This is a genomic window from Legionella sp. (assembly GCF_047605385.1).
Lineage (GTDB): Bacteria > Pseudomonadota > Gammaproteobacteria > Legionellales > Legionellaceae > Legionella.
In genome coordinates this window covers 33,955-49,653 of the sequence record NZ_JASGFU010000009.1, presented here as the reverse complement: position 1 = coordinate 49,653, position 15,699 = coordinate 33,955, and the positions used below count along the sequence as shown (strand labels likewise).

Here is a 15,699-nt window from a genome sequence, read left to right as displayed (position 1 = left end):
CGCTGAACCCTTCCCATTTGTTGATTCAACACAATATTTAACCAACAGTGTACACGTTATTGAATATTTAATTCAAGTATTATCCGTTTTATTCATTGAAAGGTGCTTTATAAAGAACAGCCTGTGTGGTGGATGAGCTTTTACCGGAAATGCCCATTGCAGAGCGAATCAAACTGTAAATTTTATTGGCATTATTTTGTGCTGCAACAATAATTCTTGTACCGGCAGCATCACCCGCACGATAAACATTTTTTAGTTGATAGCGCTCAATGGCACTTACTATAGGAATTTTATCTGTATTTTCAAAACCTAAAGCACAAATGATTAGATCTACCTCATCAATCTGAAGAAGTTCGATCTGATTTGGATCTACAGGTTTATGCTCGCGTGGCAATACATCAAAAAGTGAAGATAATGTGGAATCTTTAAGGATCTGCTCCGCGTATTTAAATCGCGATTGCTTCATCTGTAAAGTCAATTTGTCAGTATTACGATGAGTATTAATTTTTACTGGTTCTACTAAAAAATATTCAGTGCCATGCACCAATTCAATTTCTGTTTTTTTTAATAGATTCTCATCAGTAGGAGCGAGTGACGGCATAGGATAGGCATCCATAATGCCGCGTTGGCTGTGTTGATAGCCTCTTACTAATATATTAAGTTCATTTAAATGATTTTGTTCTTGGTTGAAATAACGAGTGAGCCAACGGATGACGTCTTGGGCTGTATCGCCACCACCAACTACCACAATTTTTTTATTACGCGGATCCATTATTCCCAGATGTTTTTGGATTAACGCCTCTTTATCGTTATTACTAATTGCGGGATTTTTATTCAAGAGTTTCGCAATCATATTTGCTGCACGAAGAAAATCAGTCGCTTGAATTAGTTTTTGTCGTCCTTGTTCATTCAATTCAGTAATAACTGACTCCGAGAAGAATTTAGGTTTTCCTGAACCAATACATAAGGCAATAAATTGATGTTCATTGTGACTATTGGCAATAATTTGTTTGCTAGCGTTTATGAGATAATCACCATTTTGCTCATTATAGATTACTTTGCTATTGAGATGTAATTCCAATCCCATAGCCTGTAAATATTGAAAATCTTCATTCAGATATTGTTTATCGAATTTATGTGCAGGTATTCCATCTGCCAATAATCCTCCTGGTTTATCGGATTGTTCATACATGCGCACCTGCACACCATCTAGCAATGCTTTATAAGCCATTTGCATGCCTGCGGGGCCTGAACCAATAATGATTAATTCTTTATTAATGCGTTGTTTTGGAGCAGGAATTGCAAAAGGAGGCTTAAATTGCTGCATCACTTGTTCATAAAGTTCTTTCTTATGAAGATCACCACCAAAAACATGAGCTATTTCAGCTTTATCCCAGTTTTTTTTACCATCAAACCATCTTAAAGCGCGTCCTATGAGATAAAGATCATATTCAATATCTTTTATGTGCACATGTTCACCAATAAGTTTATCTTCACGCTGGGCAACAGCGGCGTTGAGGTTGGGAATTGTTTCGGTACATGCATCTTGACAAGGAGCTGGGCAGGCGGCACCTGTGTAAGCAATAAAAGGTGACTCATGAATTTGCACCGCAAAAGCTTGACGTAAATAATTCCATTGGCTTGTACTTAGGATATCTGCCTCATTAATAGTTCCTATTTTTTTCAGAAGGTTATTAATTGTATTGATCCCTTTACCACTGGGGCAGCCACTATTTATTTTTTCATCACCAGCACACGACTGAGAGCGGCATCCTGAACATCCTTGGGCGTTTTGTGCTAGTTCGTGCACATAGGCTTGTATATTTCTTAAAGGATGTAAAATTTGGTGATCGGGCACACCACAAATATCTTTTAAGCGTTCCCTTATAGGATTAATCGGTTTAGGTTCAAGTGTTCGTTTTAAAGCAATTAAGGGAATTCTGTATTCAATACCAGAGGAATGAGAATGTACTTTCTGTAATAATTCTTTGGTTTCAGGAGAAAAAATGAGCGATGTTTCATCCTTTATTAATTCGTAAAATTCCTGCAGCTCAGTTTTGCTTGCAGATGGCGTATTCAGTATTTTTTGTGTTAACCACACTTCCATCCCTCGGGTTAAAAGCGCATTACGTAGGCGGTAGGTTTGTATGATGTCGAGTATCTGATGCCAGTGGGTAATTTTATCCATTTCAACAGGAATCAATACTTTAAAATCATTCAGGTTGAAGTGTTTGCTAATTTTTGCTGCTAAAGTTGAGTGGGTTTTTTCCTTATGTTCATTCAATAAAGCTTGAATGGCCTGTTGATAAGGAAGTCGTTCTTGTGAAGTGACAATGCGTACAAATGTTGAAGTGTTTAAACTGTTATCGCGATCGTAGGCAAAAATAATTCCCCCCAATGCTCCTGTCCCTAATCCTCTGCCGGCTTTACCTAAAAGCAGAGCAGTACCTGAAGTCATATACTCAAAGGCAAAGTCACCGACTTCTTCAACTACTACTTCTGCACCTTTTAATAAAATCGCAAACCGATGACCGACCCTGCCATTAATATAGGCTTTCCCTCCACTGGCACCGTATAGAATCGCATTGCCGGCAATGGTATGAGTATTGCTTTGCATTGAGGCAGAGCACAGGATCAATTCACCACTGGTCATGCTTTTGGCACAGCCATCTTGGACGGTACCCACATGTTTTAGGATTAGAGTATTAACAAAGCCATAACTTTGCCCTGCGTTTCCTGTGGTATTGATGGTGATTTTACAGTTAGGATTATTTTGCAAATAATCCAATGTTGCGCCGACAATACGTGCCCCGAAACAGCGATCTTGTGGGCATAAATGAATAGGAGCGCAATCAATGTCTTTTACTTGATGTTGAAGTTTGCTTTGGATTGATTTGAGTAACTCATCTTCTTTGTTACGTGTTAAAGTCTGCTGTCGAGCATGCCAAACTTGTGCTTTTTTTTGTTTTGTAAGTAGTGGGGGTAAATTGCCGCGATCAAGAATTGCCGAAAAATCATAAAAAGCACGTAATTTGGGAGTAATTAAGTGTAATAGATCAGTTCGACTTCGTAATTCATGAAGGTTTTGATAACCCAGTTCTATTAAACGCTCCTGAATTGCTGCGGCTAAATTCACAAAATAACGTTCGGTATTGATTTGATCGCCTTTAAATAAATGGCCATCAGTGGCTACACCAGGCTGGCAACTGAGATTGCAGGTACGTTGCATCTTACATCCTAGAGTGAGCATGGCCGTGCTACCTACTTCAAAAAGATCGGCACCCAAGATGGCTGCAATCAATATATCTTCGGCAGTTTTAAAGCCACCGCTTACTCGTAATTGCACAAAGTCTCTTAATTGTAGTTGCCGTAAGGCTCTATCAACTTCAGCCAATCCTAACTCTCCAGGAAATCCCGCGTGTTTGATGCTGGATTGTTGTGCTGCTCCAGTTCCACCGGAGTTTGCTGCAATATTAATGACATCAGCACCAGCTTTGGCAACACCTACTGCAATAGCACCTATTCCTTGGGAAGCTACTAATTTTACTGCGACTTTAACTTTGGGATTTACTGTTTTAATGTCATAGATTAGTTGCGCTAAATCTTCAATGGAATAAATATCATGGTGTGGTGGTGGGCTAATAAAACCAAGGTGAGGCATTCCACCCCGTTGTGCGGCAAAACGGATGGATACTTTGTTGCCAGGTAATTCACCCCCTTCACCTGGTTTTGCTCCTTGGGCAATTTTGATTTCAATTTCTTCTGCATGCAGCATTTGTTCTGCACTAACGCCAAAGCGACCGGAAGCAAATTGCTTGCTGCGTGTTGAACTGATGGATTGACGTAGATCTTGTAATGCTTCACCCCCTTCACCTGAAGCTGATTTAGCACCTACAGCATTGATCCCTCGGGTCAGTGTTTCGTGAGCTCCTAACCGATGTGGCGTTTTTGGATCTGCAACTGTTAATGCTCCTTGACTCATGCTTCCGGAATAGAGCAAATTGCGAATTTCTTCTGTACTTTGTAACTGAGAAAGGTCATTGAGTGTCTGGCGATCTGACTTAATTATAAAATAATCGCGTAATGTAGTAGGATTTTCGCGGCGATAATTTTCCGCAATTTGCGATAATTTTTTAAAGGCGGCTGAAGGTTTAAAACAAGCTAAATAATCAACAGGATAAAAGCCCTCCGCATTCTTAAAGCGTGGATCAAGAAAGCCTTGTTCTGCTGAATAAGCATGTGGGTCAGTAATAAAATCCGAATAGCCTTTGGCATGCAACAGAAGGTATATTTGATATAAGGTAGCGCGTACATTTTCTTCATTCATCCACACTGTAAACGCATTGATAATTGCCGGACCAAATCCATGTTTGATTCCTTCTTTTTCTGGCATGTAATAACCCGATCGAGGCAAGAGCGCAAATTCATGCTGGGTATTATGAGCTTGTTGGTATCGGATTAAAGCCGCTTCCATAATTTGTTCTAAACCAATTCCTTTTAAGGGGGAATAAATTTTGGCAAAAATGTTCGATAAAGAGAGATGATTATGTGGTTTTTGTTCCGTATGGCTTAAATCTAAACCTAAAGCGCCAACTAGTGAGCTATTAATGTAATTATTGACATCAGTAATACCCATTTTACCCATAGTTTTTAACAAGCATTTTTGTAAGGCTTCACGGTAATTTTCACAATAGAACTCAATATCTTTAGGAAAGAGTTCTTTGATCTTGGCATAAGCACCACGTGGGTATAAGGCTTTAGCACCAAGAGCTAATAAAGTAGAGGCCTGGTGGGGGCCATGAATTTGGTATGAATCAATGACAATAGAAACGTTAAAATCAAGATGATGCTTTTCAAGATATTTCCTTACAGCAGCCACAGCGATTAAGTCTGGGAGTGCTGCTCGTTTTGCCCCAGCATTTTTATCACTCAATATTAAAAGGGTGATTTGCTTTTGATGAACTGCTTTGGCAACTTGCTGTAATATTCCAGGTAGCGCTTGTGTTAATTGCGTGGCATCAAAACTAAGATCAATAACTTGCGAATGAATCGGACATTGTTCCAGATGCTTTAGTTGAGCAATTTTTAAAATTGGGGAATCAAGCTCTATAAATGGTGTATTAATTGTTGGATGTAAATTGCCGCCAATAAAGATTTTAAGGGAAAAACGTTCACGTTCTTTAATTGAATCCAAAGGTGGTGCAGAGACCTGAGCAAAAAGTTGATGGAAAAAATAGGAGCAATGTGGTGGCATGGAATAAGTATACAATACATTAGTATCATCTCCCATGGCTCCAGTGCGCTCATAACCATTTTCTGCCATAAAGCGCACGACCTGATCTTCTGCCTCAAAATCCCAACCAGAGGCATATAAAATCCGCTGTAATGTTGGGCCTGTAGGTGTTTGCAGGTAATCTTCCAGTGGCAAACGTAACTCCTCATTGGCAAAATGCAGCATCTTTTTTTGAAATTGTTCTTGGAAATAATTTGGAGTGTTTTGGTGGTATCTCTTTGCAATCCTTTGCAAAATTTCCCGGGTTTGTAACAATTCCCCTTGAGGTGTGAGCATTAACATCCCTCCGGGTTCAAGATGTCCTTTTTGTATGACTTGCTGTTGATCAATAAAATCATCAGAAGCGCAGTGTAAGTGCCTATTCCCTTGCTCATCTTCAACTAAAGCCCAACGAGATGGGCGAAGTCCCATATTGTCTAATTTGGCAATGAAATAGCCAGAAGCTCCTGCAACCATAAATGCTGGTCCATTATAAGGAGTACGCTCTAAAGACCAATAACGCAACATGGCTTTGATTTCGGCAGGATATTCCTCAATATCCGGAGCCATTAGGCGAATGATTGCTTCTTCTAAAGGAATTTGTTTAAGCATTATTTGATTTGCTACATCGATATCAAATTGCATGGAGTCTGAAAGTTTATTATTCGGATAAATACCGTTAGAACCATAGGCATGTAATTCATGAGCCATCTGGTGTGCATTACTTAAGGCTGAGTTCAATTCACCATTATGGGAAATAAAATAAGGACAAGGTTGGGCATTGGACCATTGACAACTGGTATTAGTAGCAAAACGGGTATGATGGTCACAAGCGTAGGCACAAAAATCATGATCTTGTAAGTCTTGATATACTTCACTAAATAAAGGGGCAGGAATCATTCCTTTATAAACAATTTTTTCACTGCTTAAGCTTACTATTTGTAGAGAAGTTTGTTCTTTATGCTCTTGATTATAGATGTTTTGACTTAATTCGATGAGTTTGGATTCTTGAAGCAGTTTGGGTTTAGTTGTTGCCGTCAAAATAATTGCTTGCCAAATGGCAGGTTTTTTTGCTTGAGCGCTTGCGGATAAAACAGAACAGTTCATTGCCTTTTCCAAGGAACGCCAGGCAATGATTTTTAATCCTAGTATTTGCGCACAAGACTCTATAAGTACTTTTGCTTGTTGTTCAGATTCTTTAGGCATGAAAAATTGCCCTAGAGCATAATGTTTTTCTTTAAGAATTAAATGGGAAGGTAATTCGTTACCAATAAACTCTCTACGCTTTAGTAATTTATTAAAAAATTGCGTGGGCAATCCATATAAACGAATTCCTGAACCGTCACTTTCTTGCGTTGCAAGGTTATATCCTGCGCGATAACTCAATCCAGCTAAAATTTTAAGCCCTTCTTCAACCAGGGAGTGTGAGGAGATAAAGCCGCCTTTTGGGGAAAAATGAACCAATAATCCCACACCGCAAGCTGAGTGGGAATCTCGTGGGGATAAATCGATGAATGATTCGTTTGTTTGAGCTATCACTAAACAAACTCCTGCCGCAGTGGAATAGCAAATCATTTTGAGTATAGTATATGCTTGCAATTTCGTTAGCAAGAGCTCTTTGTATTTGAACAGATCTTATAGAAATCATTAATGTTAAAGAAAATTTCAACTATGGGTGCTAGTAACATCCTGATTATTTTCTTACCTTCAGTGGTTGAAAAAGTCGAAATTTACCAAGCCCTCTTATTTTTTACAAATCCTCCATTTAAATAACTTATACTTACATAGCGTTTGTGGTATACTATTTGGTTAATTTAACTACTTTAATGAGATTAAAATGCCTCTAAATATTGTGCAGCAATCATTAACGTTTGATGATGTTCTTCTTGTTCCTGCACATTCTTTAATTCTTCCTAAAGATGTGTCCTTAAAAACTAAATTAACAAGAACAATTAATTTGAATATGCCTTTAGTCTCTGCAGCAATGGATACGGTGACTGAAGCACGTTTAGCCATTGCGTTGGCGCAAGAAGGTGGTATCGGTATTATTCATAAAAACATGACCATTTCCGCGCAAGCAGATGCAGTGCGTAAGGTGAAGAAATTTGAGAGTGGTATGGTTAAAGATCCAGTAACGGTAACTCCTGATATTACTGTGAAAGAATTACTGGATGTGATGAAAAATCATAATTTTTCGGGGGTTCCTGTGGTTGAGGGGACAAACCTTGTAGGTATTGTTACCAGTCGCGATATTCGTTTTGAAACTAATTTATCCTTGCCTGTTGCCCAAGTAATGACGCCTAAAGAGCGTTTAGTCACCGTAATGGAAGGGGCAAGCCGTGAAGAAATTCGTAGTTTGTTGCATAAGCATCGTATTGAAAAATTATTGGTGGTTAATAAATTGTTTGAGTTACGTGGTTTGATCACGGTTAAAGACATTCAAAAAGCTAAAGAAAATCCATACGCATGTAAAGACGATGCGGAACAACTACGTGTTGGAGCTGCAGTAGGTGTAGGTGAGGGGACTGATGAACGTATTTCTGCATTAGTCGATGCAGGAGTTGATGTAATTGTTGTTGATACTGCGCATGGTCACTCACAAGGAGTAATTGATCGGGTAAAATGGATTAAAAAACATTTTTCCGAGGTGCAAGTAATTGGTGGGAATATTGCAACTGCTACTGCCGCGCTTGATTTATACAAGGCAGGAGCCGATGCGGTTAAAGTAGGTATTGGTCCTGGGTCGATTTGCACCACTCGGATTGTTACCGGAGTAGGAGTACCACAAATTAGCGCAATTGCTAATGTAGCTCACGCATTAAAAGGTAAAATCCCACTCATTGCAGATGGTGGAATTCGTTTTTCAGGAGATGTGTGTAAAGCTTTGGCTGCTGGAGCTGATACCGTCATGTTAGGTAGTATGTTTGCTGGAACGGAAGAGTCCCCTGGTGAAATTGAATTATATCAAGGTACTACTTATAAGAATTATCGTGGTATGGGCTCTATAGGTGCTATGGCTTCAGCTCAGGGTTCAAGTGATCGCTATTTTCAGGATGTTTCACAAGGCTCTGAAAAATTGGTTCCTGAAGGCATTGAAGGACGCGTGCCTTATAAAGGTTTAGTACAAAACATTATTCACCAGATTCTTGGCGGTTTGCGTTCGTGTATGGGATATACGGGATGCGAAACCATCGAACAATTACATACCAAAACTGAATTCGTACACGTTACTAATGCGGGAATGCGTGAGTCACATGTTCATGACGTCAGCATTACCAAACAAGCTCCGAATTATCAGGTAGACAATTAATGAATGATTTAAAACAACATCCTGTACTTATTCTTGATTTTGGTTCGCAATACACGCAATTAATTGCACGGCGGGTGCGAGAGTTAGGAGTGTATTGTGAAATTCATCCTCATGATATTGATAAAGTACAATTCATCCAATTACAGCCTTGTGGTGTGATTTTATCGGGTGGTCCTGCAACAGTCACGCATCATGCGGATCCACGTGCACCAGAATGGATTTTTTCTATAGGTATACCTGTATTGGGTATTTGCTATGGTATGCAAACTATGGCAGTACAATTGGGAGGGGAAGTTCAATCTTCTGCTGTGCGTGAATTTGGTTATGCGGAATTAAAATTGCATGAACATAGCCAACTCTTGATGCAAATTGAAGATCGTACTACTGCCAATGGTGAAGCCTTACTGGATGTATGGATGAGTCATGGTGATAAAGTAACGCAATTACCTCCTGGTTTTAGCGTAATTTGTGAAACTCAAAATGCTCCAATTGCCGGTATGGCCGATGAACGTCGTCATATGTATGGCTTGCAATTTCACCCCGAGGTAACGCATACCTTACAAGGTCAACGTATTTTACAACGTTTTGTGGTTGATATTTGTAACGCAGCAACTGATTGGACTTCTGAGCTCATCATTGATGAGGCAATGCATACTATTAGGAAACAAGTTGGTCAGGAAAAGGTCTTGCTTGGCTTATCTGGTGGTGTTGACTCTTCAGTAGTGGCTGCTTTATTGCATAAAGCTATTGGTGAGCAATTAGTTTGTGTCTTTGTGGACACAGGTTTATTGCGTCTTAATGAAGCAGACGAAGTAATGAATATGTTTGCGCAGCATATGGGACTTAATGTCATTGCTGTTAATGCAGAAGAAAAATTTTTGCAGGCATTAGCAGGTATTAGTTGCCCAGAAGAAAAAAGAAAAATTATTGGTCGTACTTTTATTGATGTATTTGATGAAGAGGCTCATAGAATTGCAGGAGTTTCCTGGCTTGCACAAGGAACTATTTATCCTGATGTTATTGAGTCTGCGGCAACCAGTACCAATGGTGCTTCAGTAGTGATTAAATCACATCATAACGTTGGTGGATTACCAGAAACATTAAAGTTAAAACTTTTAGAACCAATTCGCGAATTATTTAAGGATGAAGTGCGTAAGATTGGCCTTGAATTGGGCTTACCTCATGACATGGTTTACCGTCATCCATTTCCTGGCCCGGGTTTAGGAGTGCGTATTTTAGCGGAAGTTAAAAAAGAATATGCCGATATTTTACGTAAAGCCGATGCTATTTTTATTGAAGAATTACATAAGGCTGGAATTTATCATAAAATAAGTCAGGCTTTTGCCGTATTTTTACCTGTTAAAAGTGTGGGGGTCATGGGCGATGGCCGTAAATATGAATATGTAATTTGTTTACGTGCAGTTGAAACTATTGATTTTATGACGGCGCATTGGTCACATTTACCTTGGGAATTTTTGGGATTAGTGTCTAATCGTATTATCAACGAAGTGAAAGGCGTTTCACGTGTGACTTATGATATATCGGGAAAACCACCTGCAACTATTGAGTGGGAATAATGAATGATCACTATTGGATGCAAAAAGCGTACGAACAGGCTCTTTTCGCGCAAAGCGAAGGAGAGGTGCCTGTTGGCGCTGTGCTTGTAAGTAAGGACAATCAATTATTAGCCAGTGCCAGAAATGCCATAGAGAAGAACCAAGATCCTTCAGAGCATGCTGAAGTACGTGTCATTAGACAGGCGGCACAATCATTAAAAAATCACCGTTTGTTAGATACCACACTGTATGCTACTCTTGAACCGTGCCCTATGTGTGCTGGACTCATTGTTCACGCACGTATACAACGCCTAGTTTTTGCTACTCGGGATTTTAAAACTGGAGCAGCGGGCTCAGTATATAATTTATTACAAGGTTATCCTTTAAATCATAAGATCCAAATTGATGAGGGCATGATGCAAGCCGAATGTGCTCATTTGTTATCTGATTTTTTTAAAGAACGACGACGTAGTGGTTTTTAAGAAGACACGCTTTGAGGTAAACATGACTTTTTTTCCAGAGACAGGATTTTCCTATTTAAGTAATGATGCATTAATGAAAATTAGCTATGTTAATAAGGAATTTAATCAACGGGCTATTAGAACTTTATTTTCACGCTCATCAAAGGAAGCGGTCTTCTATCAAGCACAATTAATTGCAAAAATAATACGACACAATACTCCAAAAAAACTTATTAACCCCCCTCGAGAATGGATAAATAATCCTACATTGGATATATCAGATAGAATTAATGGAATTTATTTTTTAGCAGCACAGAGCTCTATTCAATTAGAGCGAAATGAAATTGACTTTGAAGAATTAGATCATTATGAGCATATTAAAATTGCAATTGCAGGCTTACCTCAATCTAAAATTCAAAGTATTCAAGACCAAGCATTCCTTCGTAATAAGAAATATCTAAAATTAAGCTTATTAGCTGGAAATGATCTCAGTAAGCTTAGTGACGCTCAAAAATCTATAATCTATGAGCATTTAATGGAAGAACTTGGTAGTCCTTCTAGTCTCGCTCTTGAATATTATGATGTTCTTTTAAAATTATCTGCAGAACCTGAAACTAAAACTATAAGAGATGTTTATTACAACAGTCATCATTTAAATTTAGAAAAACAAAGTTTGCTCCGTTACGTTCCTAGACTACAGCTTCTTCTGCCATATATTGAACCTGAACGAGCAAAGAAAACTCTAGATAAAATTAAGTCTATGTTACCCAAGATGACTTTTCGTATAGATGAACTTTCTGAAATTTCTAAACTTTGGACACAGCTTCACATTATTTGCCAACTGAATTTTTCAGAATTTATAGTCAATTTCTTTAAAAAAAACAAAAGATTAGTGGATGATAAGTTAACTGATTCTATAACCGATTCTTTGGAAGTTCAGGATGTATTATTGTTGTTATGGAATTTTGATACTCCAGTTGATATCGATGTTGAATATTTTTTGGATAGGTTCGACAAAGATCCGGTCACCTTTCGAATGGCTTTATATTGCATTGGCAGTTTTTTACCTAAATTTAATTCACAAGAAATTAATATCACTTACAACAAGATTTTTGCTTATTTAACAGAACACGTAAATATGATTTCTAATTCCGATTTTCTTTATATATTAAAAAAATTTATTCCTTATTTTATGCCGGAGCAAAATCAAAGTCTTTTTAAAAATCATATAGAGTTATGTGTTGTAGATTCTTTTAATTATAAAAGAGTCACTGAAATTTTGTGTTTACTGGAACCTTATTTAGATACTTCAGAACGTGAAAAAGTTTTTAAAATGGTATCTGATATTCCAACTTCGTTTGATGCTGAAGTTCATCTTGCCTATTTAAAGGCATTAACCGCTTTAGTCCCTTACTTAACTGAAAGTCAGGTAAATACTTTAATGGAAAATAAACTTATTGTTATTGACAATTCTACTCAAATAGCAACATGGAGATATCGTGGTGGTTATAGTCTTGAGGTAGAGGCAATGAATTTAATTAGTCTCTTAATTACGCGAAATAAATATGATATTACGCACGTGGAACTTCTTGATATTTATCCAATAAAACTTTTAAAAGAAATGAATGAGTGGGTAAAGAAAATTGATGAGCCAATTTATAATCACGGGCCTCGTTCTAATTTCTAATAGATTGCAGTGGCTTTCTGCTCTGTACATGATAAAAAATGTAACCTGTGTAGAGCAATTTATTAAGAGAGTTGCTGAATTAATTTCTGGCGTAATAATTCTTTTTCTTCATTACTAAGCATTTTATTTTGTGAATTAGTAATATAAAACATATCTTCAGCACGTTCACCCGCAGTAACGATTTTGGCATTATGCAAATGAATATTTAAACTCAAAAATACTCTGCTAATTGTGGCTAATAATCCTGGACGGTCACTAGTGATTAAAAATAAACGAGTCTGGTTATTAAGCAAGTCGTCCTGATAGTTGATTTGTGTGAGTACATTAAAATGAGCTAAAGCTCGTGAGCGGCGTTTTTGTGAAATTTCAGGGATGGTTTTTTGCGTCAGATGTTTTATCAGTGCATGCTGAATGTCCGTGGAGCGTTTTTGATCAAAAAATGCTTGGTTTTGCTCATTCAAAATAATGTAAGTGTCCAAATCAAACTGATTATTGCTCGTAAGAATCATTGCTTCTTGAATGGTTACATGATGATTATTTAACACGGCTGTGGTGATCATAAAGCGCGTGTCTTGATGGGGCATGTAGATGAATATTTCTGTTCCTCCTTGGCTATGATGCGGCATAATCATGATTAATGGAAATTGTGTACAGTTAATAATAGCTTTAGTATGTCTGGCAATTACTTCTGGGGATTCATGCAGAAAATAGCGATCTTTAAATTGATCCCAAAGTGCTTTAATGGTAGCAGCAGCAATCGGTTCTGCTTTTAAAATCAACAAAGCATCATCTTTCTTGTTTTCGATTAAGGCTTTTTCATCCATTAACTCCTGTTCTTTATGCAATACATGCTTAGTGGCACGATATAACTCTTTGAGCAGAGAATCTTTCCAGGCATTCCATAAATGTGGATTGGTGCCGCAAATATCTGCTACCGTAAGCAAATACAGATAATCCAAATAGTGAGGAGCAGGTAAAAGTTGACAGAAATTTTTTATGGTGTTGGGATCATAAATGTCTTGCCGCTGTGCGGTTTGCGACATGAGTAAATGATGCCGTACCAGCCAAATGAGTAAATCAGTCTCTTCTTTATCTAAATGATGGTCATGGGCAAAATGTTCTGCTTCAATAGCTCCTAATTCAGAATGATCTCCGCCACGACCTTTGGCAATATCATGAAATAAGGCACTTAGATAGAGAATTTCTGGTTTTTTCAATGTATGCATGATTTGTGCGCATAAAAGAAATTGTTGTGAGAATGGCTCTTGCTGGAAGCGTGCTATATTACGGATAACAAATAAAGTATGCTGGTCCACAGTAAATACATGAAATAGATCATATTGCATTTGACCTGTGACTTGAGCAAAGCATTCAATATAATGCGCCAAGACCCCGTAACGGTTCATGTATTGTAAGGCTTCGTAAGGGCTTTGTTGGGTTTTTAGTAATTCCATAAACAATGTTGTTGTTTCACAAGCGTTTTTAAAACGTTTATTGATGAGGTAGAGAGATTCTCTAATCAGACGGATAGTATTGGCACGTACTCCTTCAATATCAGAGCGTCTGGCAATCCATAAAAATAATTTAATCAAGGCTTGTGGATGTTGGCGAAATACCCGCGTATTTCGCACTTCAATATAGGCATTGGATAATTGAAATTCATTATCTAAACGCACAATTTGTTGTTTGGGAGATTGTGCAATGGTTTCATCAAACCATTGGAGTAACATTTCATTAAGTTCACGATTACTTTTAATTATCTTAAAATAATCTTTCATGAATTGTTCAATGGCTAATGAGTATGGTTTATCTTGATAACCAAAAAATTGAGCGAGTTTGATTTGGTAGGCAAAAGAAAGTCGCTCTTCTGCTTTTTCTGCTAAACAATGTAGAGCAAAGCGTACCCGCCAGAGAAAATTTTGACAATGCATGAGTTTTTCGTATTCTTTATCAGTAATAAAGCCATAATTAATACCATCAGCCAGTTTTTTGATGCCAAAGTGACGTTTGCCAATACTGAGCAAAATTTGTAAATCACGTAAGCCCCCTTGGCCGTATTTGACATTAGGTTCAAGATTATATGCTGTCTCACCGTATTTTATATCGCGCTTTTTTTGCTCTTGTAATTTGGCGATAAAATAATCTTTACTGGTCCACATGTGTAGAGGGTACGTTTGATAGTGTAATTCTTCCATCAGGGCGCTACGACCACAAAGTAGATGCATGTCCATAATGCTGGAAATTACCGACACATTTTGACTGGCGAGGGTGGCACAAGAAGACACTGTAGTGATTTGATGGCTAATTTCCAAGCCAATGTCCCAACAATCCTGAATAAACGTTTGTGCACTTTGTAATTTTTCTTGTGAGATATTTTGAGTGTGAAGGAGTAATAAATCAATATCTGAATAAAGTAGAAGTTCGCGTCGTCCATAACTTCCCAAGGCAATAAGACAAAAATTATCTCCTTGGTCCAGCTTGTTTTTCATGAAGAGTTTAATGACTTGCTCATCAATAAAGGCCACAAGCTGATGTATGATGTGACTAATGTTGGTTTTTTGATCAAATTCTTGCCGCAGTTTTTCTTTAAACTGCTTTATCATCCCTTTGGTGAATTGGTTATCGTTCTTCATCGCGTAGAGTCAAAATTTCTACACCGTTATCAGTAACTAATAAAGTATGTTCCCATTGTGCAGAGAGGCTATGATCTTTAGTAACTACTGTCCACTGATCAGGTAACAATCGCGTATGGTATTTGCCGATATTGACCATCGGTTCAATAGTGAACGTCATGCCTGGCTCTAATTTCATGCCAGTGCCAGGAACCCCATAATGCAGTACTTGTGGATCTTCATGGAACACACGACCAATGCCATGACCGCAATAATCACGAACCACAGAGCAGCGATTTTTTTCTGCATGCTGCGCAATGGCATATCCAATATCACCTAATTGTACGCCAGGTTTTACCATGTCAATACCAATGAATAAACAATCATGAGCAACTTGCACTACATGTTTACCCTTGACTGTAGGCGTGCCAATCATAAACATTTTACTGGTATCCCCATGATAGCTATCTTTAATGACGGTGATGTCAATATTGATAATATCCCCATTTTTCAATGTTTTTTTACCTGGAATACCATGGCAGACAACGTGATTTACTGACGTACAGATCGATTTAGGGAAACCATTATAGTTTAAGGGGGCAGGAATAGCTTTTTGTACATTGACGATATAATCATGACAAATGGTATCTAGCTTTTCAGTACTGACACCTTCTTGCACATACGGCTCTATCATTTCTAGAACCTCTCCAGCAAGTTTACCAGCAACACGCATTTTTTCTATTTCTTCAGGTGTTTTTATAGTGACGGCCATGTGTAAATCCTAAATTATTGGTGAAGAGA

At 38.0% G+C, this 15,699-nt stretch carries 7 protein-coding genes; 4 read left to right on the top strand and 3 right to left on the bottom strand.

The window, feature by feature from the left end; translation table 11 throughout:
- Positions 1-88 precede the first annotated feature (88 nt).
- Positions 89-6,811 (bottom strand): glutamate synthase-related protein, encoded by a 6,723-nt coding sequence (locus QM652_RS03690; RefSeq protein WP_415072997.1) that lies wholly within the window; start codon positions 6,809-6,811, stop codon positions 89-91.
- Positions 6,812-7,109: 298 nt separating this feature from the next.
- Between QM652_RS03690 and guaB the strand changes: the two genes are divergently transcribed.
- The 4 genes from guaB to QM652_RS03670 are packed head-to-tail and all read left to right on the top strand — an operon-like array spanning position 7,110 to position 12,286.
- The gene (guaB, locus tag QM652_RS03685) at positions 7,110-8,582 is read left to right on the top strand and encodes an IMP dehydrogenase (RefSeq protein WP_415072995.1); all 1,473 of its coding nucleotides are present in this window, start codon (positions 7,110-7,112) and stop codon (positions 8,580-8,582) included.
- Entirely contained in the window at positions 8,582-10,159 is a 1,578-nt protein-coding gene (guaA, locus tag QM652_RS03680; protein ID WP_415072993.1) for a glutamine-hydrolyzing GMP synthase, read from the top strand. The genes guaB and guaA overlap by 1 nt, the downstream gene beginning before the upstream one ends.
- A complete protein-coding gene (tadA, locus tag QM652_RS03675; protein WP_415072991.1) occupies positions 10,159-10,620 on the top strand; it encodes a tRNA adenosine(34) deaminase TadA in 462 nt (153 codons plus the stop codon). The genes guaA and tadA overlap by 1 nt, the downstream gene beginning before the upstream one ends.
- 22 nt (positions 10,621-10,642) lie before the next feature.
- Positions 10,643-12,286 (top strand): hypothetical protein, encoded by a 1,644-nt coding sequence (locus QM652_RS03670; protein ID WP_415072989.1) that lies wholly within the window; start codon positions 10,643-10,645, stop codon positions 12,284-12,286.
- 62 nt (positions 12,287-12,348) lie between these two features.
- On the opposite strand, the gene glnD is transcribed toward QM652_RS03670, so the two are convergent.
- Positions 12,349-14,919 (bottom strand): [protein-PII] uridylyltransferase, encoded by a 2,571-nt coding sequence (glnD, locus tag QM652_RS03665; RefSeq protein WP_415072987.1) that lies wholly within the window; start codon positions 14,917-14,919, stop codon positions 12,349-12,351.
- Positions 14,906-15,670 (bottom strand): type I methionyl aminopeptidase, encoded by a 765-nt coding sequence (gene map, locus QM652_RS03660; protein ID WP_415072985.1) that lies wholly within the window; start codon positions 15,668-15,670, stop codon positions 14,906-14,908. The genes glnD and map overlap by 14 nt, the downstream gene beginning before the upstream one ends.
- Positions 15,671-15,699 lie beyond the last annotated feature (29 nt).